The organism is Amycolatopsis sp. DSM 110486, from assembly GCF_019468465.1.
Lineage (GTDB): Bacteria > Actinomycetota > Actinomycetes > Mycobacteriales > Pseudonocardiaceae > Amycolatopsis.
This window is the reverse complement of record NZ_CP080519.1, coordinates 1,053,237-1,076,867: the sequence shown is the minus strand read 5'-3', so window position 1 is coordinate 1,076,867 and position 23,631 is coordinate 1,053,237. Positions and strand designations below refer to the sequence as shown.

Here is a 23,631-nt window from a genome sequence, read left to right as displayed (position 1 = left end):
TGTCTTGCGGGATACCCGCACCCAGTCGGCACTCATAGCCGGCTTCGCGATTATCAGCCATGAGCTGCCTCCATGATCGCCTCGTTCACGTCACGCCCATCCCGCTCGGCTTGCACCTGAGCGGCGAGCACGCGCTTGTAGTCCTTCGGCATGACCTTGCCGAACCGGTCGACGGCGGCGTCCCAGTCGGCGAGCAGCTCGCGCGCGACCGCGGACTCCGTTTCGTTGTAGTGCTTCTCCACGGTCTCGCGCAGGAAGTCGGTGTCGTCGGCGTCGAGCGGGTCGATGTCGACCATCTCCGGGTTCACGCGGTGCGCCGGCAGGTCGAGCACGTAGGCGATGCCGCCGGACATGCCGGCCGCGAAGTTGCGCCCGATGGCGCCGAGCACCACCACGCGCCCGCCCGTCATGTACTCGCCGCCGTGGTCGCCCACGCCTTCGACGACGGCCAGCGCGCCCGAGTTGCGCACGCAGAACCGTTCGCCGACCTTGCCGCGGATGAAGATCTCGCCGCTCGTGGCGCCGTAGGCGATCACGTTGCCCGCGATGATGTGGTCCTCGGCCGCGAACGAGACCTCCTTGGGCGGCCGCACGATCAGCCGTCCGCCCGAAAGGCCCTTGCCGACGTAGTCGTTGCCGTCGCCGATGAGCCGCAGCGTGATGCCCTTCGGCACGAACGCGCCGAACGACTGGCCCGCGGTACCGGTGAACGTCACGTCGATCGTGTCGTCCGGCAGGCCCTCGCCGCCCCATTTCTTCGTGAGCTCCGAGCCCAGCATCGTGCCGACGGTGCGGTTGACGTTGCGCACCGGCAGCTCCAGCCGCACCTTGTCACCCGAGGAGAGCGCGCCCTCGGCGAGCTGGATCAGCGTGTTGTCCAGCGCCTTGTCGAGCCCGTGGTCCTGCTTCACGACCTGGTGTCGCGCCGCGCGCGGGGCCAGCTCCGGCACGTAGAAGATCGGCGACAGGTCGAGCCCGGCGGCCTTCCAGTGGTCCACGGCCTTGCGCTTGTCGAGCACCTCGGCGCGGCCCACAGCCTCTTCGATCGACCGGAAACCCAGTTCCGCCAGGTACTCCCGCACTTCCTGGGCGATGAACTCGAAGAAGTTCACCACGTACTCGGCCTTGCCGCTGAACTTCTCGCGCAGCTTGGGGTTCTGCGTCGCGACGCCCACCGGGCAGGTGTCGAGGTGGCACACGCGCATCATGATGCAGCCCGAAACCACGAGCGGCGCGGTCGCGAAACCGAACTCCTCGGCACCGAGCAGCGCGGCGATCACGACGTCGCGGCCGGTCTTGAGCTGCCCGTCGGTCTGTACCACGATGCGGTCGCGCAGCCGGTTGGCCAGCAGCGTCTGCTGCGTCTCGGCCAGGCCCAGTTCCCACGGTCCGCCCGCGTGCTTGATCGACGACAGCGGCGAAGCGCCGGTGCCGCCGTCGTGGCCCGAGATGAGCACCACGTCGGCGTGCGCCTTGGATACGCCCGCCGCGACCGTGCCGACGCCGACCTCGGACACGAGCTTCACGTGGATGCGCGCGGCCGGGTTGGCGTTCTTCAGGTCGTGGATCAGCTGGGCGAGGTCCTCGATCGAGTAGATGTCGTGGTGCGGCGGCGGGGAAATGAGCCCCACGCCCGGCGTCGAGTACCGCGTCTTCGCGATCCACGGGTACACCTTCGCGCCGGGCAGCTGCCCGCCTTCGCCGGGCTTCGCGCCCTGCGCCATCTTGATCTGGATGTCGTCGGCGTTCACGAGGTACTCGCTCGTCACGCCGAACCGGCCCGAAGCGACCTGCTTCACCGCGGAGCGGCGCTCGGGGTCGTAGAGCCGTTCGGCGTCCTCGCCGCCCTCGCCGGTGTTGGACTTGCCGCCGAGGCGGTTCATCGCGATCGCCAGCGTCTGGTGCATCTCCATCGAGATCGAGCCGTAGGAGATGGCGCCGGTCGCGAAGCGCTTCACGATCTCCGAGACCGGTTCGACCTCCTCGATCGGCACCGGTGGGCGCTCGCCGGTCTTGAAGTCGAACAGCCCGCGCAGCGTCTGCAGCTTCTCGGACTGGTCGTTGACGGCCTTCGTGTACTCCTTGAAGACCTCGTACTTCCCGCTGCGCGTGGAGTGCTGCAGCTTGAACACGGTCTGCGGGTTGAACAGGTGCGGCTCGCCTTCGCGGCGCCACTGGTAGTCCGAGCCGGTCTCCAGTTCGCGGTGGCTCGCGCGCACACCGTCGCCAGGGAACGCACGGCGGTGGCGCTGCTCGACCTCGTCGGCGATCGTGTCGAACCCGACGCCGCCGAGCCGCGAGGTGGTGGCGGTGAAGCAGGTGTCGACGATGTCGGCACCCAGGCCCACGGCCTCGAAGATCTGCGCACCGGTGTAGGACGCGACTGTCGAGACGCCCATCTTGGACATCGTCTTGCGCACGCCCTTGCCGAGCGCCCTGATCAGGTTCGCGGTCGCCTGCTTCGCCGTGACGCCCGGGATCAGGCCCTGGTGGGCCATCTCCTCGACCGTCGCCATCGCGAGGTAGGGGTTGACCGCGGCCGCGCCGTACCCGACGAGCAGCGCGATGTGGTGCACCTCGCGCGCGTCGCCGGCCTCGACGATGAGGCCCACCTGCGTGCGGGTCTTCTCCCGCACGAGGTGGTGGTGCACGGCGCCGGTCAGCAGCAGAGACGGGATGGCCGCGTGGTTCTCGTCGACGCCGCGGTCGGACAGCACGATCAGCCGCGCGCCGTCCTCGATGGCCTCGGACACCTCGGAACGGATCTCGTCGAGCCGCTGAAGGAGCGCTTCGCCGCCACCGTGGACGTTGTAGCGGCCGAGCACCGTCACGGCCTGGAACTCGGGCAGGTTGCCGTCGTCGTTGACGTGCACGAGCTTGGCGAGCTGGTCGTTGTCCAGCACCGGGAACGGCAGCACGATGCGCCGGCACGACGCCGCGTTGGCCACGAGCAGGTTCGGCTCGGCGCCGACCTGCGTGCCCAGCGCCGTCACGAGCTCCTCGCGGATGGCGTCCAGCGGCGGGTTCGTCACCTGGGCGAAGAGCTGGATGAAGTAGTCGAACAAGGGCCGCGAACGCGAAGACAGCGGCGCGAGCGGCGAGTCGTTGCCCATCGAGCCGATCGGCTCCGCGCCGGTGCGGGCCATCGGCTCGAGGATGGTCTCGAGCTCTTCCTCGGTGTAGCCGAAGGACTGCTGGCGCCGCACGAGCGCGGCGTGCAGCGGCACCTCGCGGTCGCGCTCGGGCAGCTCCTCCAGGCGCAGCAGGCCGCCGTCCACCCACTCGTCGTACGGGTGCGCGATGGCGAGCTGGCCCTTGATCTCCTCGTCCTCGATGATCCGGCCCTCGACCGTGTCCACGAGGAACATGCGGCCCGGCTCCAGCCGGCCCTTGCGCACGATCGTCGACTGGTCCAGCTCCAGCACGCCGACCTCGGAGGCGAGCACGACGAGGCCGTCGTCGGTGACCCAGTAGCGGCCGGGGCGCAGGCCGTTGCGGTCGAGGACCGCGCCGATCTGCGCGCCGTCGGTGAACGCCACCAGCGCCGGTCCGTCCCACGGCTCCATCAGCGTGGAGTGGAACTCGTAGAAGGCCCGCCGGGCGGGGTCCATTTCCTGGTGGTTCTCCCAGGCCTCGGGGATCATCATGAGGACCGAGTGCGGGAGCGAGCGGCCGCCGAGGTGCAGCAGCTCGAGCACCTCGTCGAACGAGGCGGAGTCGCTCGCGCCGCGCGTGATGACCGGGTAGATGCGCTTGAGGTCGCCGGGGATGAGGTCCGTCTCCAGCAGGGCCTCGCGGGCGTCCATCCAGTTGCGGTTGCCCTTGAGCGTGTTGATCTCGCCGTTGTGCGCCACGTAGCGGTACGGGTGCGCGAGCGGCCACGACGGGAAGGTGTTGGTGGAGAAGCGGGAGTGCACGAGGCCGATGGCGCTCGTCACGCGCTCGTCCTGCAGGTCGAGGAAGAACCGCTCGACCTGGTCCTCGGTGAGCATTCCTTTGTAGACGATGGTGCGCGAGGACAGCGACGGGAAGTACACGTCGTCGTCCACGAGCTCGTGCTCGGCGCGCTTGCGCACGCAGAAGGCCGACCGCTCGAGCCCGAGGCCGTCGCGGTTGTGCCGGCGCCCGGCGAGGAACAGCTGCGTGAGGTGCGGGCGCGTCTCGGCGGCGGTGGGGCCGCAGTGCGCGGTGTCCACGGGCACCTCGCGCCAGCCGACCACGCGCATGTCCTCCTCGGCGGCGATCCGCTCGATGGTGGTCATGGCCCGGCCGCGGCGCTTCTCGTCACGGGGCAGGAACGCGGTGCCGACGGCGTACGCGCCCTCTTCGGGCAGCGTGAAGTCCACGACCTCGCGGAAGAACGCGTCGGGTACCTGGATCAGCAATCCGGCGCCGTCGCCGGTGTCGGGTTCGGCGCCGCGCGCCCCGCGATGCTCCAGGTTCCGCAGTGCGACCAGGGCTTTCGCCACGATCTGATGATCTCGGCGACCGGCGAGATCGGCGACGAAGGCGACTCCGCAGGCGTCGTGCTCATACGCGGGGTCGTACAGACCGGTGGAACCGGCAGTGGAACGGTGGGTCACGGCTGGCCGCCTCCCAAGGCGTTGGCGCGACCGGTACTCACTCCATCGGGTGGTTCGACACTGAACCGGTTAACGAAGTGGTCCGGAACCGCGATGGTCAGTCGAGAAGGGGGGAACCGCCCTAGAAACCGGCTCGGTCGACATCGACCGGGCTGCGGCAGGGGCGGTTCCGGGTGTACAGCCGCACAGCACTGGGCGGCCACAAGTTACGTCAGCGCCGCGTTCTCCGCCAGTGTGATCCTGACGATCGGCGCTGTTGTTCTCGTCGGTGCAGCAGTCCTTCGTTGGTGCAGCGGTTCGCTGCGGCTGCGCACGCGCGGTTCGGTCAGCCTGTGTGGTGGGGGGCCGGCCGGGCGCGTGGTGTTACTCCCGGGTTCGCCGGGTCTTATGACGATAGTGTGAATTCGCTGTGTTCGACATATGTCGTTGCGCCCGGGTGGGAAATGCCACGCTTACGTTGACGGCCCCCGGGGTATGCCCATATGTCGGGCCACGTCTCCCGACCACTGGTCAGTAGCCGCGCTGACCTGCGCAAACACCTGTGCGGGTCGCGGGTTGTGCCGCGGGCGAAGCTGGCTGACTGGACACATGAGGCGAACCGTCGATGGCTGATCGTTATCTCTCCGTGGCGAGCCCGGTACTGCATGAGATCGAGATCAAGCGCTCCCGGTTCCTCTGCGCGCTCGCTCCGGTAGCCGACGAGGCCGCCGCGCGGGCCGTGATCGCGGCCCGGCGCAAGGCCGAACCGGCGGCGCGCCACCACTGCCACGCCTTCGTCCTCGGCCCCGACGGGCGCACCCAGCGCTCCAGCGACGACGGCGAACCGGCCGGCACCGCGGGCGTCCCCATGCTGGAGGTGCTGCGCCGGCGCGAGGTCACCGACGCGGTCGCCGTGGTGTCGCGGCACTTCGGCGGGGTGCTGCTCGGTGCGGGGGGTCTGATCCGCGCGTACGGGCAGGCGGTGTCCGACGCGCTGGACGCCGCTTCCGTGGTCGAGTACCGGCGCCTGCTGCTGTTCGACGTCGAGGTGGACTACACCCGCTCGGGCCGGCTGGAGAACGACCTGCGTGCTTCGTCGTATGTGCTGCACGACACCCGGTTCGAGGCGTCGGCGCACTTCGAGGTCGGCCTGGCTCCTGGCGAGGAACCGGCGTTCGCCGCCTGGCTCGCCGATCTGACCGGCGGGACGGCGGAGGCTGTCGAACTCGGGGAGGAATGGGTGCGTTCCTGACGGACGCCTCCCCCGCGGAACCGCCGTGGGGCGCCGGGAATCGCGCTCGGTGCGCGGGCCGGCTCAGGCGGCGGTGACCGCCCCGGACGGAGTGGCTTCGTTCAGCGCCACCATCCCGGCCGCGGTCAGCACGGCCAGCACCAGCTCGCCGCACGGCCCTTCGGCCGCGGCCTCGATGAACCCGCGCCGGACGAGCCGGCGGGTGGTGGCCTGGTCGCAGCAGCTCAACCCGTCGACGTACAGGTCTGGCTCGCAGCTGCAGCTGATCTCGGCCCGCCCCGATGCGACGGCTCTCAGGGTGGCCCGCTCGCGGTGGTTCAGCTCACTCGAGTGCTCACTTTGCATCGCGGTGCCTCCTTCCTTCGCTGCTCCAGTAGAACCCGGACCACCGACAGTTTCCGTCGCGACAGGCCCGAAGTCGTGCATTTCACGTGTTCTCTGGGGTGATGTCGAGATTTTCCGGGGTCCCCCTGTGCCGCCCGGAGGACGGCGTGTCTTGAATGGAGGGCGTGCGAATCCTCAGCGACACCGCCACGCTGGCGCTCTACACCACCGACGCGTCGAACTACCGCCACGTGCCGCTCGGCGTGGTGCTACCGGAGACGGTGGACGACGTGGTCGCCGCCGTCGCGGCGGCGCGCGAGCGCGGGGCGCCGCTGGTGCCGCGCGGCGGGGGCACGAGTGTCGCGGGGAACTCGTGCGGGCCGGGGATCGTGGTCGACACGTCACGGCACGTGCGCGGCGTCGAGTGGATCGATCCCGAAACGCGGCTCGCGCGCGTGGCGCCCGGCACGGTACTCGACGACCTGCAGGCGGTGGCCGCGCCGCACGGGCTGCGGTTCGGGCCGGACCCGTCCACGCACAGCCGTTGCACGATCGGCGGCATGATCGGCAACAACGCCTGCGGTTCGCACTCCGTGGCGTGGGGCCGGACCGTCGACGTCGTGCGTGAGCTCGACGTGCTCCTCTACGACGGCACGCGGCTCACGCTCGGGCCGGCGGCGCCGTCCGAAGTGGACGACCGCGCAGCTCTTCCGGGCACCGAGGGGCGGGTGTTCACCGAGCTGCGTTCGCTGGTGCGGGACAACCTCGCTTTGCTGCGGACGGAACTGTCGAGCTTCTCGCGGCGTGTTTCCGGCTACGGGCTGGAGCACCTGTTGCCGGAGAACGGGTTCGACGTCGCCAAGGCGCTGGTCGGCAGCGAGGGCACGTGTGTGACGGTGCTGGGGGCGACCGTCGCGCTCGCCGAGCTGCCGAAGCACCGCGTGCTGGCGGTGCTGGGCTTCCCGTCCGACATCGACGCGGCCGACGCGGTGCCGGGGATCCTGCCGTGGTCGCCGCTGACCGTCGAGGGCGTGGACGCGGAGCTCGTCGCGATGCTGGAACCCGGTCGGGCGCAAGGACTTCCGCCGGGTGGGGCGTGGCTTTTCGTGGAGCTGGCGGGTTCCTCGCCGGCCGAAGCCGCTTCGCGAGCGCGGGAGCTGGCGGCTTCGCTGGGTGGCGCGCTCACGGGTTCGGTGGTGCTCGACGATCCCGCGGCGCAGCGCCGGTTGTGGCGTATCCGCGAGGAGGGGGCGGGGCTGGCCACGCGGCTGGCCGACGGCGCGGAAGCCTGGCCCGGCTGGGAGGATGCCGCGGTGCCGCCCGAACAGCTCGGCTCGTACCTGCGGAAGTTCAAGGAGCTGATGCGCGAGCACGGCCGCCGCAGCGTGGTCTACGGCCACTACGGCGAGGGCTGTCTGCACTTGCGGCTCGACTTCGACCTGCTTTCCACACCCGGGAAGGCGCAATTCCGGACGTTCCTGGAGCAGGCCGCGGATCTCGTCGCCGCGCACGGCGGTTCGCTGTCGGGGGAGCACGGCGACGGGCAGGCGCGTTCGGAGCTGCTGGGCCGCATGTACAGCCCGGAGATGATGGCGTTGTTCGCGCGGTTCAAGGGGATCTTCGACCCGGAGGGCCGGATGAACCCGGGCATCATCGTGGACCCGCGGCCGGTGGACGCCGACCTGCGCGTGCGCCGCGCGCCGCTCGCGCTCGAAGACGTGACGGTGCTCGGTTACCCCGAGGACCGCGGCAGTTTCGGCCAGGCGATGCGGCGGTGCGTCGGTGTCGGGAAGTGCCGCAACACCAGCGGTGGTGGCGTGATGTGCCCGAGTTACCGCGCGACGCGCGAAGAGCGACATTCCACGCGCGGACGCGCACATCTGCTGGCCGAGATGGTGAACGGCGAGGTGATCAAGGACGGCTGGGCGTCCGAGGAGGTCGCCGAGGCGCTGGATCTGTGCCTGTCGTGCAAGGGCTGCCTGTCCGACTGCCCGGTGGACGTCGACATGGCCACCTACAAGGCCGAGTTCCTGCACCAGCACTACCGCGGGCGGCGGCGCCCGGCGTCGCACTACTCGATGGGCTGGCTGCCGATGTGGCTGCGCGCGGTGTCGGTCGCGCCGCGAGTGGCGAACTTCTTCTCTCGCCGCCGCTGGGCCGCCGGGCCGCTGAAGCGGTTGGGCGGCATCGCTGCCGAACGCGACCTGCCCACGTTTGCCACCGTGCCGTTCACGCGGGCCCGTCGCGACTTGCGCCGCTGGGCGACGGGCGAGCGGCGGGTGGTGCTGTGGCCGGACTCGTTCAACAACTACCTCACGCCGGACGTGCTCGAAGCCGCGACCGAGGTGCTCACGGCGGCCGGGTACGACGTGGTCCTGCCCGACCGCGGTGTCTGCTGTGGACTGACGTGGGTGTCGACGGGCCAGCTGGACGTGGCGAAGCGCGTGCTGCAGCGGACGTTGACGGTGCTGCGGCCGTATCTCGAAGCCGGCTACGAGGTGGCGGGGCTGGAGCCGAGCTGCACGGCACTGTTCCGGGGTGACCTGGCGGCCTTGCTGCCCGGCGATCCCGTCGGCGAGCTGCTGGCCTCGCGGACCCGGACATTCGCCGAGCTGCTGGCCGACGCGCCGAAGCCGCTGGAGGTGTCGCTCGACGTCGAGACGATCACGCAGGTCCACTGCCACCAGCACGCCGTGCTCGGCTTCGCCGCCGACGAAGCGGCCATGGCGGCGGCGGGCGTGCGCAACACGACGCTGGACTCGGGGTGCTGCGGGCTGGCCGGGAACTTCGGGTTCGAGAAGGGGCACTACGAGGTGTCCAAGGCCGTGGCGGAGGACCGCTTGCTGCCGGCGGTGCGGGAGGCCGCGGAGTCCACCGTGGTGTTGTCCGACGGGTTCAGCTGCCGGACGCAGATCGCGCAGGAGTCGGGCCGGCAGGCGGTGCACCTGGCGGAGTTGCTGCGGCGGGCGTTGCGTTAGCCAGTGGAGCAAGGCACTGGCGGCGGGCCGGCCCGGGTGGGCCGGTCGAACTCGGCCTCGGCGCCGGTGGGCTCACCCAGCATCTCTACCCGGCCGTCCTCGATGCACAGGTCGGCCCCACCGCCGGCCTCGACGCGGGCCTGCTCACGACCCTGCCGGGCCACCGCCGCACCCTCTTCGACGGCGACAACGCCAGCGCCTCCGCCGTCGCCCACGACGAGGCCACGAAGTCGGTCCTCTCCGCCACCGAGGCCGACGGCGCGGTGCAAGCGCTCAGCGTCCTGGCCCGTCACCAACTCCTTCGCCGTCACCGCCCCGTCCTCATCGCAAACGGCGCCGCCGACACCCTCTTCTGCCCCGGCGCCCTCGGCCACCCCTGCACCACGGCCACCGCCATCACCCAGGCCGAGCGCGGCTTCTTCCCCTCCGCCGCGTCCTTCACCGCAGCCGCCATCCCGGGCGCCGCGCGCTCCCGCACTCTCAGCCCCGCCGCCGCGCCGGCCACCAGCACCATCGACAACTGGCTCACCACGCAGGGCGCCTGATCCGCCGCACTGACTCGGTCAGCCGACGCCGAGGTTGCACCGCAGCCGGGACGGGGACCAGGGGGCCGCTCGCGGCGCTTCCGCGGTGGCTGGTTGCCACAGTTCCCCGCGGGCGGTTCGGTCTGGGCAAGGCCCCGGCGGCGTCGGCTCGACCGCACTGGGCCGGCCTGTTTGCTTCGGGCGGCCGTGCCCGTGCGGCGGGTCCGGTCGGCAGCACGGCGGCGTCTCGGCGGCGGGCCGCTGAGGCGGCCATGCCGGGTGCGCCGACCGCGTCAGCGCGACCATGTCGGACCCGCTCGTTGCGCCGCTCCGGCTTATTCGCTGCGCTCCAGCAACGTCCGCACCGCCGGCCCCGTCAGCCGGGCCACGTCTTCCGGCGAGGCGCTCGCCAGGGGGTCCTTGCGGGTGACCGCGCGGACGAGGCCGATGCCGAGCAGCCAGGCCAGCGCGAGGTCGGCGCGGAGGGCGGCGTCGGGCTCGTCGGTGAGGGAGGCCAGGGCGCGGGCGTATTCCTCGCCGAGCTGGTCGCGCAGGGCGGCACCGGCGCCGTCGGTGCCGGTGGAGCGCAGGTAGGTCTCCAGGGAGCGGTCGCGGCGTTCGGAGTCGTCCTTGAGGAGGCTGCGAAGGGTTTCGGCGAACAGGTGCTCGGGCTGGGTCGCCTCCAGCTGGGCGAAGCCGCCGCGGGCCATGACGGACTCGAAGAGGGCTTCTTTGCTGCCGAAGTAGCGGAACAGCAGCGCCTGGTTCGCGCCCGCGCGGCCGGCGATGTCGCGCACGGTGGTGCGGTCGAAGCCGCGCTCGGCGAAGAGTTGTTCGGCGGCGTCGAGCAGCGCCGCTTTCGTCGCCGCGGCGTCTCGCTTCCGGGCGTGCGATTCTGCGGTCATGGCGCCTCCCGTTCGCGCAAGAGGTTAACCGCAGTGCGCGCGGTGAGGACGCATCGGCGCTGCGTCACGCGGGCAGGCCGGGTCGATCGTGCACTCGTTCCGGTGGGTTTGTGCGCGGAGACACATCAGGGTTGGTGAACCGACGGCCCCCGCGCGGCCGTGATGGGATGAGATCAAGTTCAGGGGCACGAGGAGACACCGCATGAGCAATCCGCTGATTGCGCCGACCGTGGATTCGACCAAGGCGTATTCGGGGATTTCCCTGCTGGAGACCGCGAACGACCTCTCGACGGCCATCGAGTCGGGCGACTGGGCGTCGGTCGCGATGGGGGCGGTGGGGACCGCGCTCGACGCGTTGTCGGTCGCGATGGATCCCTTCGGCGCGATCCTGGCCGCGGGTGTGTCGTGGCTCATGGAGCACGTCGGACCACTCAAGGACGCGCTCAACGGCCTCACCGGCAACGCCGACCAGATCAAGGCGCAGTCCGAGACCTGGGCGAACGTCGCCAAAGAGCTCGGCAGCGTCGCCTCGGACCTGACCGACGCCGTGAACGCCGACCTGCAGTCGTGGTCGGGCTCCGCATCGGACGCGTACCGGCAACGTGCGCAGGACCTCGGCACGCTGCTGCAGTCCGCGCAGAAGGGCACCGAAGGCGCGTCGTCCGGGGTCAAGACCGCGGGTGAAGTGGTCGCCGCCGTCCGAACGCTCGTGCGCGACATCATCTCCGAGCTCATCGGGCACCTGATCAGCTGGGCGTTGCAGGTGGTGTTCACGCTCGGCATCGGCCTGGCGTGGGTGGTCCCGCAGGTCGCCAGTGCCGTCGCGAAGACGGCTTCGCAGATCACGGGCCTCGTGACGAAGCTGGTCAAAGCGCTCAAGGCGCTGGTCCCGCTGCTGAAGAAGGCCGGCACGCTGTTCGAGGACGCGGGCAAGGCGCTGAAAGGCTTCAAGGGCGGCAAGGTCGCCCCGCCGCCGAAGACCAAGGACCTCAGCGGCACCCCGCAGGCCCCGCCGGTGAAAACCGCTGGTGACGGCGGCGGCGCGCCGAAGGGCGGCGGCTACGAGGGCACGCCGAAGGACTACACCCCACCCCCGGGCAAGTCGGGCGCGGACGACTCGACCAAGGCGTCCGGCTACGAAGGCTCACCCCAGGACTACACCCCGCCGCCCGCCGCGAAGTCGGCCGACGACGCGCCCGGCGGCTCGGGCTACACCGGCTCGGGATCCGACTTCACGCCCCCGCCGGCGAAGACGGGCGGAGGCGGCGGCACACCCAAGTCGGGCGGAGGCGGCGGAACCCCGAAGTCGGGCGACACCACTCACACGTCCAGCGCGGGCGGCGACACCCCGAAATCCCCGCCGCCCCGCAGCGCCGACCCCGTCGACTCGCCGGTGCACGGTCTCGGCGACACCACCAGCTCGTTCTTCAACAAGGTCGGCGGCGTCTTCGTCCCCGGCAACAAGGTCAAGGCCTCGGCCGGCCCGGGTGGCACGACCAAACCGTCGATCAACGCCGACACCCTCGGCGCGGGCAATTTCGCGAGCAAGTACTACCCGAACCTCAACAAGCTGAACCCGACCAAGGACGGGAAGAACTGCACGCTGGCCATCACGTCCGTTGACGAGATGCTGGGCGGCAAGGTCAAACCCGCGCCGAAGCTGCCCCCGGACCAGCAGATCGGCACCTCCGTCGGGCCGAACCACCCGCTGCGGCAGAAGAACCCGAACGCCGACCGGCCGGCCGACCTGGACAACTGGGACCAGGTCATCGACAAGGCCAGTGAGCACCCCAACAGCAAGGGCTACGTCATCGTCGTCCGCGACGACCGCAGCTCCCACGTGATGAACGTGATCAACACCGACAAGGGCGTCGTTTTCCTCGACGGGCAGTCCGGCAAGCTCGGCAAGCTCGATGTGGACCCGCGCAACGTGCAGTACTTCCGGTACGACCCGCCGGAGCACGCCGCGTTGGGCCCGCCGCCCGGGTGGACACCTCCGCCGGCGGCGGCTCCCGCGCCGAACCCGGTGCCGGTCCCGGCCGCCCCGGCCGCGGGCAACAACATCGACCCGGTCTACCAGGACTGGCTCAAGGCAGACCAGCACTTCAACGGCTGATTCGGACAGGCGGAGCACATGCAGAAGCAAGACGCCGTGGCGATCGCGACGCGGTTCATCGCCGACCAGGTGGGCCCGGAGCTCATCCACCCCGTGGTCGGGCGGCTCGTCGTGGAAGAGGAGTACGTGTCGGAGCACGAACTGGCTTGGATCGTGCCGTTCAACAGCGTCGCTTTCATCGAGGACGGCGAGTTCGACAAGGCGTGCATCCCGAGTGTGATCGCCGTGCCGCGCAACGGGTTGCCGGCGTTTCTCCCGCCGTCTTCGCTGCCCGTTCGCGAGTTCCTGGACGAGGTCGTCGCCGGCGGCGGTGACCTGGGGGAGTGGACCGGGACCGCGCCCGAGGCGCCGGCCATCCCGCCGGGCGTGCACGAGCAGGTGCTGCACGGGCACCTCGATCCCGACACAGGGATCTTCACCGGCGGCCACACGCGGGGGGACGGCCCGCGGTAACTCGCCGGGCACCGGGGCCGGGTTCGAGCGCGCCCATCGGTCGTCACGGAAAGTAACGTTGATCAGCCGCTGCGCAGCGGCTGACAAGCCGGGGCCGACTCGGTACCGTGGTTGTAAGCGCGTGCTTACAAACCGGACTTTCCGTCAGATTGGGAGTTCTCCACATGACCACCACGCAGTCGGAGCCGCTTGCGTACCCGTTCAACGAAGAGGCGGGGCTCGCGCTCAACGCGGCGTATGCCGCCGCCCGCGACGCAGAGGGCATGATCCGCGTGCAGATGCCGCACGGTGAGCAGGCCTGGCTCGCCACGCGGTTCGCCGACGCCCGGCTCGTGCTGGGAGACCGGCGGTTCTCGCGCGCGATGTCCGTGGAGAAGGACGAGCCGCGGATGACCGCGCACCGGCGGACCAACGGGATCCTCTCCATGGACCCGCCCGACCACACGCGGCTGCGCACGCTGGTGGCGAAGGCGTTCACCGTCCGGCGCGTGGAGCTGCTGCGGCCGCGCGTCGAGGAGCTGGCGACCGGCCTGATCGAGGACATGAAGGCGGCCGGGCAGCCGGCCGACCTGGTCGACGCGTATGCGCTGCCGATCCCCGTCGCGGTGATCTGCGAGCTGCTCGGCGTGCCGGCCGAGGACCGCCCGAAGTTCCGCGTGTGGAGCGACGCGGCGCTGACCACGAGCGGCCTGACCGCCGAGGAGGCCGAGCGCAACCGCGAGGAGCTGCGCGAGTACATGTCAGGCCTGATCGCGCAGCACCGCGAGCAGCCGCAGGACGACCTGATGACGGCGCTGATCGAGGCGCGCGACGTGCGCGACCGGCTCACGGAGCTGGAGCTCGTCGACCTGTGCGTCGGCATCCTCATCGCCGGCCACGAGACCACGGCGAGCCAGATCCCGAACTTCGTCTACGCGCTGCTCGACCAGCCGGAGCAGTGGAAGAAGCTCGTCGAAGACCCGTCGCTGATCAACACCGCCGTCGAGGAGCTGCTGCGCTTCGTCCCCCTGGGCGCCGGCGCCGGCTTCGCGCGCTACGCCACCGAAGACGTGCAGGTCGGCGACGTGCTCGTCCGCGAGGGCGAACCGGTGCTCGTCGCGATCGGCGCGGCCAACCGCGACCGCCTCCAGTTCGGCGACGCGGACACCCTCGTGTTCGACCGCGAGGACACCCACCACCTCGGCTTCGGCCACGGCGTGCACCACTGCCTCGGCGCGCCGCTCGCCCGCCTGGAGCTGCAGGAGGCGCTGAAAGCTCTCACGCGCGAAATGCCGAACCTCCACCTCGCCGGCGATATCGTGTGGAAGACCCAGATGCTGGTCCGCGGACCACGCTCCATGCCGATCGGGTGGTGACGATGACCTGGAAAGTGGAAGTCGACGAACACACATGCATCGGCTCCGGCATGTGCGCCTCGCTGATGCCGGAGCTCTTCGCCCTGGACGGCCCGGTCGCCCACACCTTGGCCGACACCGTCCCGCCGGACGAGACCGCCCTCGACGCCGCCGACTCCTGCCCGGCGATGGCGATCACGATCACGGATGGCGCGGAGGTTGTGGGGCCACGGCCTTGAGGTGGTGAAACAGGGCCCTTCCGTTGTCGGCGGAAGGGCCCTGTTTCGTTTACTTCACCGGCAGGTACGCGGCGACCTCGGCGAGCGCCTGCAAGGTCTCACGCGGCACGTGCCCAGTGGCTTGATCTGCTTCGGCGACGACCAAGCCGGTGCCGTCGGGACGGTCGGAGTAGTTGAGGCCCGTCATGCGGACACCGGCCAGCCCGAGCGTCACGGCGGCCTCCAACGGGCGGACGTCCCCAATGCCCTGCACAGTCTCGACCTGACGGAATTTGCCTGCCTGAGCCTTGGTCTTGAACCCGACACGCACCACCGAGACGACAGCCGCGTTGCCACGACCGTCTCCGACGGCCAGGAGCATCCGGTCCAGCGATGTGCACGGGGTCTTGGCCAGGAACTCTCGGACCCGGCCCGACGCGGCGACCAAGCAGTCGGCCTCCGGTTCGAGCTTGCGTTCGACCTTGCGCTTGAGCTCCTTGAACTTCAGCCGGCTCCACGCGTTCTTGGCATCGCCCTTGCGTGCGCTTTCCTGCCCGGACTTGGTCCGGGCTTTCAGCGAGCGTCCCGGCAGCGAGTCCACGACGTCGCCTGCGGTGTTCCCGGCCAGCGACTCAGCTGCCGCATCCACGGCGGCTCCGCCCGCGGCACCGCTGAGCGCTCCGGCCCCCGCAGCACCACCGAACAACATCAGGCCGGCGACTGCGACAGCGACACCCTTGCCGCTGCCCTTGATGTAGATGTGCTGGCCGTTCTTCGTGATCCAGCGTCCCACTCGAGTTCCCTCGCTCGCTCGCCGGGCTGCGCCCGCGGAGGGGCGTTCTGAGCTCACACGCCCGAGAAGCCTGAAGGGTTGTCCTGCCTGACGTCACTCGATCGGGTGAGGCGGGCGGCGCGATTTCTTACCCCCACCCGAAATCGTGTTAACGCACACCGCCGGGAACCGTAACTCTGCGCGGTGCATGTAACACGGCGGTGTTCCGGATGAAACGGTTCGGACTCCGCCCGGCGGTGCACTGTGCGGCATGAACTTCCAGCTCGACGGCCTGCACCGGCCGGTGATCGTGATCGGCGGCGGACAAGCGGGGCTCTCGATGTCCCAGTGCCTGACGACCGCCGGGGTCGGGCACGTGGTGCTCGAGCGCGCGAGCGCGGGGCACGAGTGGCGAGAACGCCGCTGGGACAGCTTCTGCCTGGTGACGCCCAACTGGCAGTGCCGGCTTCCCGGTTTCCCCTACCCCGGTGGTGATCCGGACGGGTTCATGGTGCGCGACGACATCGTCGCCTACCTCGAAGACTACAAGAAATCCTTCGACGTGCCGATCGTCGAGGGGGTCGAGGCCACGCGCCTGACGAAGGTGCCCGGTGGCGGGTTCCGCGTGGCCACCACGCAGGGTGAGCTGACGGCGGACCACGTCGTGGTGGCGACCGGCCCGTACCAGGTGCCGCTCAAGCCGCGGCTGGCCGAGCGGTTGCCGGCCACCACGACGCAGCTGCACAGTTCCGACTACCGCAACCCGGAGCAGCTGCCCGACGGCGAGGTGCTCGTGGTCGGCACCGGCCAGTCCGGCTGCCAGATCGCCGAGGATCTGCACCTCGCCGGCCGCCGCGTGCACCTCGCGGTCGGGTCGGCGCCGCGGGTGGCGCGGCGCTACCGGGGCCGCGACGTGGTGGCCTGGCTCGACGACATGGGTTACTACGCCAGGGGAATCGACGAGTTCGCCGACGCCGACGCCGTCCGGTTCCGTGCCAACCACTACGTCACCGGACGCGACGGCGGCCACGACATCGACCTGCGCGCGTTCGCCCGCGAGGGCATGCAGCTCTACGGGCGCCTCACCGACGTCCGCGACCACACCCTGACCTTCGCCCCCGATCTCCGGCGCAACCTCGACGCGGCAGACGCCGTGTCCGAAGGCATCAAGGACTCGATCGACGCCTACCTCACCCGGGCGAACATCGAAGCACCACCAGAACCCCGCTACACTCCCGTCTGGCAGCCGGACAACGAGCCGCGAACCCTTGACACGAAAGGGATCTCCGCCGTCGTCTGGAGCACCGGATTCGGCCGGGACCACCGCTGGATCGACGTTCCCGTGTTCGACGGCAAGGGCTACCCGACGCACCGCCGCGGCGTCACGACCTGCCCGGGTCTGTTCTTCCTCGGCCTGCCGTGGCAGCACACCTGGGGCTCCGGCCGGTTCTGCGGCGTCGGTGCCGACGCGGAATACCTGGCGCGACGCATCGTCGCGGGCGAGCGCGCGGCCGACGTCCGCTGGATCTCCGGCACGCCACGAAACACCGAGCCGGCCGACGACTGGGTCGCTCCGAGGACGGTCGCGTGATGCGCTGGATCGCCGACGCCCACCGCCACCTCGGCGTGCTGCCCGCGTACCCCTTCTACGGCGGCCCGCCGGTCGCCCCGGCCGTCGGTGCGCGCGCGACGATCGACGAGCTACTGTCCGATTTGGACCGTGAGGGCACCGAACGCGCCCTCGTGATCCCCAACTACGGCGTGCCCGACCCGGAAATCGCGTTCTCCTTCAACGAGCTCTGCGTCGAAGCATCCGAAAAGGACGACCGCCTCGCCGCGGCTCTGTGGGTGTCGCCCCGGAAAGAAGACGCCGCGAGAACCGACCAGGCACTCAAGCTCGCCGGCGAACCCGGCGTCCGCGCGCTCAAGCTCAGCTTCCTCCTCGGCGGCCGCGCGAGCGACCCGGCCTGCAAACCCCAGCTCGACAAGATCTTTGCCACCGCCCGCGAGCACGACCTAGTCGTCCACGTCCACACCTCGCCCGGCGCCGCGTCCGATGTGGACGAAGTGGGAAAACTTGTCGACGAGTACGCCGACCACGCGAAGCTGCACCTCGTGCACTTCGGCGGCGGCATGAGCGGGCACATCAAGCTCGCCGGCGGCCGCTTCTTCGACTGGATCGCCGCCGGCAAAAAGGTCTACACCGACCTGTCCTGGGCGATCGGCTTCACCCCGCGCTGGCTCGCCGAGGAGATCTCCCGGCGCGGCATCGGGCACGACCGCGTGCTCTTCGCCTCCGACGAGCCGTGGGGCGACCACGAGGGCGAGCTCGCGAAGCTGACCGCGGTGGTCGGCGACGGCGAGCTGGCCGACCACGTTTTCCGGAGCACGTTCGAGGTGCTGTACGGACCGAAGAAAGGGAAATGACCGATGGCCGAGCTGACCGACCTCGAGAAGACCAGCCTCGACGAGATTCCGCACCCGTCTTTGCCGCAGGGTTCGAACCTCTACGGCGCCACCAAGATCTTCCCCGACTACCAGGCGGAGAACGGGGAGACGTACTTCACCCTCGTGCACGGCATCGCGCACGAGTCGTCGGTGAGCTTCGTCGCGATCCTGCAGGCGACCCGCGCGCTGCGCAAGGGTTTCGAGACCGCGATCTACTTCTACGGCCCGGGCTCGCTCAACTGCCTGGCCACGCGCGGGTTCCCCACCACCGGCAACGCCGCGTTCCCCGGCGAGCTGAACATCAACGACCAGCTCAAGACGTTCATCGCCGAGGGCGGCAAGGTCTACTGCTGCCGCTTCGGGCTTTCGCTGCACGGCGCCCGCGAGGAAGACCTCATCGAAGGCGTGATCCCGGCGCACCCGCTCGACGTGCAGGACGCGTTGATCCACTACGCGCGCAAGGGCGCGATCATCAACTCCACGTACATGTTCTAGGAGGCGGGCGTGCGCGTTGGCACCACTGACATCGACACCGAAGATATTCTGGACACCCGCGCCGACATGGCCGTCCGCGGGGTGCGGATGGACGCACCCGTGCAGCGCAGCAAAGGCGCCGGGCCGAGTGACGACGGGCACCTGGTCGTCGACGGTGCCAACGCCACGCTGCCGCTGAACGACGAAAGTCCCTACCAAGTACGGGAAGGTCGCGTGTTCCGCGGCTCGCTGGACCTCGGCCTCTCGGTCGAACCCGTGGCCCGGCCGAAGTTCTACGACCTGTCCACCGAGGACGGGGTGCCCTATCGCAAGATCGCGCTGCTGCACGGGAAGGACGTGCTCGCGAGCACCGTCGTGCAGACCTGCATCCGCTACGTCGAAGACCAGCGTTGCCGGTTCTGCACCATCGAAGAGTCGCTTCACGCCGATTCGACGGTCGCGGCCAAGACCCCGGCGCAGCTCGCCGAGGTCGCGGAAGCGGCCGTGCGGCTCGACGGGATCAAGCAGATGGTGCTGACCACCGGCACCACGGCCGGGCCGGATCGCGGGGCCCGGCACCTCGTGCGCTGCGTGCGCGCGGTGCTCGACGCCGTGCCCGGCTTGCCGATCCAGGTGCAGATCGAGCCGCCAGGCGACCTCGCCGTGCTGACCGAGCTGCGCGAGGCGGGCGCGACGTCGATCGGCATCCACGTGGAGTCGCTCGACGAGGACGTGCGCCGCCGGTGGATGCCCGGCAAGTCGAGTGTGCCGATGGCGGAGTACGAGGCGGCGTGGGACGAGGCCGTGCGCGTGTTCGGCCCCAACCGCGTGTCGACGTACCTGCTGATCGGCCTCGGTGAGGATCCGGACGAGCTCGTCGCGGGCGCCGGTCGGCTGATCGAGCGGGGCGTGTACCCGTTCGTGGTACCGATGCGGCCGATGCTCGGCACGCTTGCCCGACGCGACGGCGCCGTGGCCCCAACGCCTGCGTTGGTGCGTGACGTGACGCTGCGGGTGGCTGAGCTGTTGCGGGCCGCGGGGATGACCGGGGCGGACCAGGGAGCGGGTTGCGCGGCTTGCGGAGCGTGCAGCGTGCTCAGTGCGGCGGGAGGCTGAAGTGGAGCACGACATCCTGGCGTTGCTCGGCGATTCCCGTAGCGCCGCTTCCCCACCGGAGTTCCGAATCGAACCGGCCGACCACAGTGGACTGACGGCGTACCGGGCTTTGCGGCACGAGACGTTTGTCGAGCGCCAAGGCCTGTTCGCGAGCCATGACGTCGATGACCGCGACACCGACCCGCGGACGCTGGTGCTCGTGGCGCGCGACGCCGCCGGCACCGTGCTCGGCGGCGTCCGGCTCGGCCCGGCACAAGACGGCCCGGACTTCGGCTGGTGGACCGGTGGACGGCTGGTCGTCGCGCCGGGCAGCCCGCACGGTGTCGGACGCGCTCTCGTGCGAGCCGCGTGCGCCCGGGCCGAAACGGAAGGCGCGCTGCGGTTCGAGGCGACCGTGCAGGTGCAGAACGAGCGGATGTTCACACGGCTGGGCTGGCAGCACGTCCGGCCGGTCACGGTCGCGGATGTCCGGCACGTCCTGATGCGCTGGCCGATCGGCCGAGTGGCCGCGTTGGCGCAGGCCACCAAACGTCCACTGGGGACACTGTTGCCCGGCCTCACCGGCAGCCCGGGCTTCTTCGGCGACGACGGCGTGCCGATTCCGGGCAGCGATCTCGTCGCGGCGTGCGACGCGATCGTGCCGTCGATGGTCGAGCGCGATCCGGAGTGGGCGGGCTGGTGCTCGGTGCTGGTGAACGTGAACGACCTGGCGGCGATGGGTGCGGAACCCGTTGCGCTGCTGGACGCTCTGGGCGCGCGGGACGCGTCGTTCGCGGCGAGAGTCCTTTCCGGACTCCGGAAGGCGAGCACCGCGTACGGGGTGCCGGTGCTCGGCGGGCACACGCAGTTCGGCGTCCCGGCGTCGTTGGCCGTCACCGCGCTGGGCCGCGCTGCCGAGCCGGTGCCAGGTGGCGGCGGACAACCCGGCCAGGCGGTGTACCTGACCGCCGACCTCGAAGGCCGCTGGCGGCCCGGCTACACCGGGCGGCAATGGGATTCGACGAGCTCACGGCGCACACCCGAGCTGCGTGACCAGCTCGGCGCCGTCGCCCGGGCGCGGCCCGCGGCGGCGAAGGACGTGTCGATGGCGGGCCTCGCCGGCACGCTCGGGATGCTCGCCGAGGCGTCGGGCTGCGGCGCGGTGCTGGACGTCACGAAGGTGCCGCGCCCGGCCGGGACGACGGTGGGCGACTGGTTCACCTGCTTCCCGGGCTTCGCGATGCTCACGGCCGGGGCGCCCGCTCCGGCCCGCGCCGCCGTGACCGCCGAATGCGGCGAGCTCGTGGCGGGATCCGGCGTGCGGCTGCGGTGGCCGGACGGCGAGGTGACCACCGTCGTGGACGGCGGGGTCACAGGGTTGGGGGAGGCAGCATGACCGAGGAGAGAACATGAGCACGGTGCGGATGGCCGCGGTGGCGGCGCCCTTCGACCGCGACGTCGAGGGCGACTTCGCGCGGATCGAGAAGCTGATCGCCGAGGCCAGGGCGGAGGGCGTCGGGCTGCTCGCGCTGCCCGAGGCGGCGCTCGGCGGGTACCTCGCGAACCTCGACGGTGACGCGGAGGGCCCGCCCGCGCTCGACCCGGCGGGCCCGGAGATCCGCCGCCTGGCCGAGCTGGCGGGCGACCTCGTGGTCACGGCCGGGTACTGCGAGCGCGACGGCGACCGGCGCTACAACTCGGCCGTGTGCGTGACCGGCGACGGCGTGCTGGGGCACCACCGGAAGGTGCACCAGCCGTTGTCGGAGGACGCCAGCTACGGCGCGGGCAGCGGGTTCGCCGCGTTCGACACGCCGGTGGGCCGGCTGGGCATGATGATCTGTTACGACAAGGCGTTTCCGGAGTCGGCGCGGGCGCTGGCGCTCGATGGCGCGCAGGTGGTGGTGTGCATGTCGGCGTGGCCGGGCAGCCGGACCAACCCGAGTGCCGACCTCGCCGAGGACCGGTGGAAGCGCCGGTTCGACCTGTTCGACCGAGCCCGTGCGTTGGAGAACCAGATCGTGTGGGTATCGGCGAACCAGTCCGGCACCTTCGGCGACCTGCGGTTCGTGGCGAGCGCGAAGATCGTCGACCCGGGTGGTGAGGTGCTGGCCGACACGGGCGTGGGCGAGGGGCTGGCGATCGCCGAGCTGGACGTCGCCGCGGCGTTGGCGGGCGCGCGCCGGGCGATGGCGCACCTGGCCGACCGCCGGCCCGCCGCGTATGCCGTGGGTGGGTGAATGAGCCGGCTCCGGATCGCCGCCGTGGCCGCGCACTTCGGGCGCGACCTCGAGTTCGACCTGCGGCGCATCGCCACGTTGATCGACCACGCGCGCCAGAGCGGCGCCGACCTGCTGGTGCTGCCCGACGCGGCGCTCGGCGGCTACCTCGCCGACCTGCGCCACCCCGACCCGGACGCGCTGCCGCCGGCGCTCGAACCCGGTTGCCCCGAGCTGAAAACGGTGCAGGCTTTGGCCGCGGAGATGACCGTGTGCGTGGGTTACTGCGAGGCCGACGGTACGCGCCGCTACAACGCGGCCGTGTGCGTGACGGGCGACGGTGTGCTCGGCCACCACCGGAAGGTGCACCAGCCGCCGGGAGAGAGCGTCGCGTACGACGCGGGGGATTCCTTCACCGCGTTCGACACCCCCGCCGGGCGCGTCGGGATGCTGATCGACTACGACAAGACGTTCCCGGAGTCGGCGCGCTCGCTCGCGGTGGACGGCGCGGAGATCGTCGCGTGCCTCTCGGCGTGGCCGACGAGCATCACCGACCGGGCACCGCGGATGGCGCAGGACCGCCAGTCGCGGCTGTTCGACCTGTACGACCAGGCGCGCGCCGCGGAGAACCAGGTGGTTCTCGTGTCGTCCAACCAGACCGGCGCGATGGGTGGCATGCGGTTCCTCGGCCAGGCCAAGGTCGTCGGCCCCGGTGGCGAGATCCTGGCGCGCACCTGGTCGAAGGCGGGGCTCGCGGTGGCCGAGGTCGACGTGGCGGGGGAAGTCGCGAACGCCCGCCGCGTGCTGCACCACCTGGGGGAACGCAAACCTTTCGCGTACCGGGAGGGCTGACGTTGCGCATCGCGTTGCTGAGCTATTCGACGAAACCCCGCGGCGGCGTGGTGCACACGCTGGCGCTGGCGGAGGCCCTGGCCGCGCTCGGTGCGGACGTGACGGTGTGGACCCTGGGCCGTGGTGGTGACAGTGGGTTCTTCCGGCCGGTGGATCCGCGGGTGACGACGATGGTCGTGCCGTTTCCCGAGGTGCCGGGTGAGTCGGTGGGCTCCCGGATCGTGCGCTCGATCGCGGTTTTGGGGGCGGCTTTCCCTGATGGCGAGTACGACATCGTGCACGCGCAGGACTGCATCTCGGCCAACGCCGTGGACCGGTGCGTGCGGACGGTGCACCACCTCGACACGTTCACCACGCCCGAGCTGGCCGCGTGTCACGAACGGGCGATCACGCGGCCGTTCGCGCACGTGTGCGTGTCGGCGTCGGTGGCCGCCGAGGTGCGCGCGGGCTGGGGGATCGAAGCCACCGTGATTCCCAACGGCGTTGATGCTGCGCGGTTTTCTTCGGCGCCGTACGGGGATTGGCGGGCGCGGTTCGGCCGGTATGTGCTCGCGGTCGGCGGTATCGAGCCGCGCAAGGGTTCTTTGGACCTGCTGGAGGCCGTCGCTTTGCTCGACCCCGCGGTGCGCCTGGTGATCGCGGGCGGCGAAACGCTCTTCGACTACCGCGACTACCGCGAGCGCTGGGACAAGCGGGCGGCCGCGCTGGGTGTGGATCCGGTGGTGCTGGGGCCGGTTGCGCACGACTCGCTGCCGTCGCTGGTCCGGTCGGCCGCGGTGTTCGCCTTCCCCTCGACGAAGGAGGGCTTCGGTCTGGCGGCGATGGAGGCTTTGGCTGCGGGAGTGCCTTTGGTGGCGCGTGATCTCCCGGTGCTGCGCGAGGTTTTCGGCGGGGTGGCCCGGTTCGCTGCCACGCCGCACGGCTTCGCCGCCTCGATCGAGGCAGCGCTGGATTCCGGACCGGAAGACCGCGCGGCGGGTGTGGCTCTGGCTGAGCGCCACACGTGGGCCGCTGCCGCGCGGGCGCACCTGGAGTTGTACCGGTCGCTCGTGGGGTAACTGCCGCGACGAGCGACCGGATCGTTTTGCAGGGCAAGGGAACCGTCGCG

The 23,631-nt window shown here is 70.7% G+C and carries 20 protein-coding genes; 15 read left to right on the top strand and 5 right to left on the bottom strand.

The features are described from left to right. Nucleotides 1-53 precede the first annotated feature (53 nt). The gene (gene gltB / locus K1T34_RS05170) at nt 54-4,583 is read right to left on the bottom strand and encodes a glutamate synthase large subunit (RefSeq protein WP_220243149.1); all 4,530 of its coding nucleotides are present in this window, start codon (nt 4,581-4,583) and stop codon (nt 54-56) included. Nucleotides 4,584-5,187: 604 nt separating this feature from the next. Between gltB and K1T34_RS05165 the strand changes: the two genes are divergently transcribed. Continuing rightward, the gene (locus K1T34_RS05165; RefSeq protein WP_220243148.1) at nt 5,188-5,814 is read left to right on the top strand and encodes a YigZ family protein; all 627 of its coding nucleotides are present in this window, start codon (nt 5,188-5,190) and stop codon (nt 5,812-5,814) included. Nucleotides 5,815-5,877: 63 nt separating this feature from the next. Here the strand turns inward: K1T34_RS05165 and K1T34_RS05160 are convergent, their stop codons facing one another. Then, complete coding sequence (locus K1T34_RS05160; protein ID WP_220243147.1) at nt 5,878-6,159, bottom strand: hypothetical protein; 282 nt, start codon at nt 6,157-6,159, stop codon at nt 5,878-5,880. A gap of 164 nt (nt 6,160-6,323) precedes the next feature. Here K1T34_RS05160 and K1T34_RS05155 point away from each other — a divergent pair, with 164 nt between their 5' ends. Beyond that, nucleotides 6,324-9,116: an FAD-binding and (Fe-S)-binding domain-containing protein gene (locus K1T34_RS05155; protein ID WP_220243146.1), complete on the top strand. Its 2,793-nt coding sequence runs from the start codon at nt 6,324-6,326 to the stop codon at nt 9,114-9,116. On the opposite strand, the gene K1T34_RS05150 is transcribed toward K1T34_RS05155, so the two are convergent. Next, the gene (locus tag K1T34_RS05150; protein WP_220243145.1) at nt 9,113-9,280 is read right to left on the bottom strand and encodes a hypothetical protein; all 168 of its coding nucleotides are present in this window, start codon (nt 9,278-9,280) and stop codon (nt 9,113-9,115) included. The genes K1T34_RS05155 and K1T34_RS05150 overlap by 4 nt on opposite strands. Nucleotides 9,281-9,379: 99 nt before the next feature. Here K1T34_RS05150 and K1T34_RS05145 point away from each other — a divergent pair, with 99 nt between their 5' ends. Then, nucleotides 9,380-9,661, top strand: coding sequence for a hypothetical protein (locus K1T34_RS05145; RefSeq protein WP_220243144.1), 282 nt, complete (start codon nt 9,380-9,382; stop codon nt 9,659-9,661). Nucleotides 9,662-9,975: 314 nt separating this feature from the next. On the opposite strand, the gene K1T34_RS05140 is transcribed toward K1T34_RS05145, so the two are convergent. Then, nucleotides 9,976-10,545: a TetR/AcrR family transcriptional regulator gene (locus tag K1T34_RS05140; protein ID WP_220243143.1), complete on the bottom strand. Its 570-nt coding sequence runs from the start codon at nt 10,543-10,545 to the stop codon at nt 9,976-9,978. 202 nt (nt 10,546-10,747) lie between these two features. Between K1T34_RS05140 and K1T34_RS54610 the strand changes: the two genes are divergently transcribed. The 4 genes from K1T34_RS54610 (at nt 10,748) to K1T34_RS05120 (ending at nt 14,687) form a co-directional block, all read left to right on the top strand. Then, on the top strand, nt 10,748-12,661 hold the full coding sequence (locus K1T34_RS54610) for a toxin glutamine deamidase domain-containing protein (protein ID WP_220243142.1): 1,914 nt from the start codon (nt 10,748-10,750) through the stop codon (nt 12,659-12,661). An 18-nt stretch (nt 12,662-12,679) separates the two neighbouring features. Further along, nucleotides 12,680-13,114: a YrhB domain-containing protein gene (locus K1T34_RS05130; RefSeq protein ID WP_220243141.1), complete on the top strand. Its 435-nt coding sequence runs from the start codon at nt 12,680-12,682 to the stop codon at nt 13,112-13,114. Nucleotides 13,115-13,278: 164 nt separating this feature from the next. Next, a complete protein-coding gene (locus tag K1T34_RS05125; RefSeq protein WP_220243140.1) occupies nt 13,279-14,469 on the top strand; it encodes a cytochrome P450 in 1,191 nt (396 codons plus the stop codon). Nucleotides 14,470-14,471: 2 nt separating this feature from the next. Then, complete coding sequence (locus K1T34_RS05120; protein ID WP_220243139.1) at nt 14,472-14,687, top strand: ferredoxin; 216 nt, start codon at nt 14,472-14,474, stop codon at nt 14,685-14,687. Nucleotides 14,688-14,736: 49 nt separating this feature from the next. Here the strand turns inward: K1T34_RS05120 and K1T34_RS05115 are convergent, their stop codons facing one another. Further along, nucleotides 14,737-15,459 carry a hypothetical protein gene (locus tag K1T34_RS05115; protein WP_255638317.1) on the bottom strand — a complete coding sequence of 241 codons (723 nt, stop codon included), beginning with the start codon at nt 15,457-15,459 and terminating at the stop codon, nt 14,737-14,739. 250 nt (nt 15,460-15,709) lie between these two features. Between K1T34_RS05115 and K1T34_RS05110 the strand changes: the two genes are divergently transcribed. The 8 genes from K1T34_RS05110 to K1T34_RS05075 are packed head-to-tail and all read left to right on the top strand — an operon-like array spanning nt 15,710 to nt 23,581. Then, complete coding sequence (locus tag K1T34_RS05110) at nt 15,710-17,029, top strand: MSMEG_0569 family flavin-dependent oxidoreductase (RefSeq protein ID WP_220243138.1); 1,320 nt, start codon at nt 15,710-15,712, stop codon at nt 17,027-17,029. Further along, the gene (locus K1T34_RS05105) at nt 17,029-17,865 is read left to right on the top strand and encodes an amidohydrolase family protein (protein WP_220247005.1); all 837 of its coding nucleotides are present in this window, start codon (nt 17,029-17,031) and stop codon (nt 17,863-17,865) included. Before K1T34_RS05110 ends, K1T34_RS05105 begins: the two co-directional genes overlap by 1 nt. 3 nt (nt 17,866-17,868) lie before the next feature. Then, nucleotides 17,869-18,381 (top strand): MSMEG_0572/Sll0783 family nitrogen starvation response protein, encoded by a 513-nt coding sequence (locus tag K1T34_RS05100; protein ID WP_220243137.1) that lies wholly within the window; start codon nt 17,869-17,871, stop codon nt 18,379-18,381. Between the two features lie 9 nt (nt 18,382-18,390). Further along, nucleotides 18,391-19,476, top strand: a complete 1,086-nt coding sequence (locus K1T34_RS05095) for an MSMEG_0568 family radical SAM protein (RefSeq protein ID WP_255638316.1) — start codon at nt 18,391-18,393, stop codon at nt 19,474-19,476. Between the two features lies 1 nt (nt 19,477). After that, complete coding sequence (locus K1T34_RS05090; protein WP_220243136.1) at nt 19,478-20,851, top strand: MSMEG_0567/sll0787 family protein; 1,374 nt, start codon at nt 19,478-19,480, stop codon at nt 20,849-20,851. A 13-nt stretch (nt 20,852-20,864) separates the two neighbouring features. Then, the gene (locus K1T34_RS05085; protein WP_220243135.1) at nt 20,865-21,692 is read left to right on the top strand and encodes a carbon-nitrogen hydrolase family protein; all 828 of its coding nucleotides are present in this window, start codon (nt 20,865-20,867) and stop codon (nt 21,690-21,692) included. After that, nucleotides 21,693-22,523: a carbon-nitrogen hydrolase family protein gene (locus K1T34_RS05080; RefSeq protein ID WP_220243134.1), complete on the top strand. Its 831-nt coding sequence runs from the start codon at nt 21,693-21,695 to the stop codon at nt 22,521-22,523. A gap of 2 nt (nt 22,524-22,525) precedes the next feature. Continuing rightward, a complete protein-coding gene (locus tag K1T34_RS05075) occupies nt 22,526-23,581 on the top strand; it encodes an MSMEG_0565 family glycosyltransferase (protein WP_220243133.1) in 1,056 nt (351 codons plus the stop codon). The last annotated feature ends 50 nt before the right edge of the window (nt 23,582-23,631 follow it).

What these genes read in the sequence shown, in the direction of transcription:
- K1T34_RS05165 (WP_220243148.1), top strand. Translation starts at nt 5,188, where the DNA reads ATGGCTGATCGTTATCTCTCCGTGGCGAGCCCGGTACTGCATGAGATC.
- K1T34_RS05160 (WP_220243147.1), bottom strand. Translation starts at nt 6,159, where the DNA reads ATGCAAAGTGAGCACTCGAGTGAGCTGAACCACCGCGAGCGGGCCACC.
- K1T34_RS05140 (WP_220243143.1), bottom strand. Translation starts at nt 10,545, where the DNA reads ATGACCGCAGAATCGCACGCCCGGAAGCGAGACGCCGCGGCGACGAAA.
- K1T34_RS05125 (WP_220243140.1), top strand. Translation starts at nt 13,279, where the DNA reads ATGACCACCACGCAGTCGGAGCCGCTTGCGTACCCGTTCAACGAAGAG.
- K1T34_RS05110 (WP_220243138.1), top strand. Translation starts at nt 15,710, where the DNA reads ATGAACTTCCAGCTCGACGGCCTGCACCGGCCGGTGATCGTGATCGGC.
- K1T34_RS05085 (WP_220243135.1), top strand. Translation starts at nt 20,865, where the DNA reads ATGAGCACGGTGCGGATGGCCGCGGTGGCGGCGCCCTTCGACCGCGAC.
- K1T34_RS54610 (WP_220243142.1), top strand. Translation starts at nt 10,748, where the DNA reads ATGAGCAATCCGCTGATTGCGCCGACCGTGGATTCGACCAAGGCGTAT.
- K1T34_RS05130 (WP_220243141.1), top strand. Translation starts at nt 12,680, where the DNA reads ATGCAGAAGCAAGACGCCGTGGCGATCGCGACGCGGTTCATCGCCGAC.
- K1T34_RS05080 (WP_220243134.1), top strand. Translation starts at nt 21,693, where the DNA reads ATGAGCCGGCTCCGGATCGCCGCCGTGGCCGCGCACTTCGGGCGCGAC.
- K1T34_RS05120 (WP_220243139.1), top strand. Translation starts at nt 14,472, where the DNA reads ATGACCTGGAAAGTGGAAGTCGACGAACACACATGCATCGGCTCCGGC.
- K1T34_RS05100 (WP_220243137.1), top strand. Translation starts at nt 17,869, where the DNA reads ATGGCCGAGCTGACCGACCTCGAGAAGACCAGCCTCGACGAGATTCCG.
- K1T34_RS05105 (WP_220247005.1), top strand. Translation starts at nt 17,029, where the DNA reads ATGCGCTGGATCGCCGACGCCCACCGCCACCTCGGCGTGCTGCCCGCG.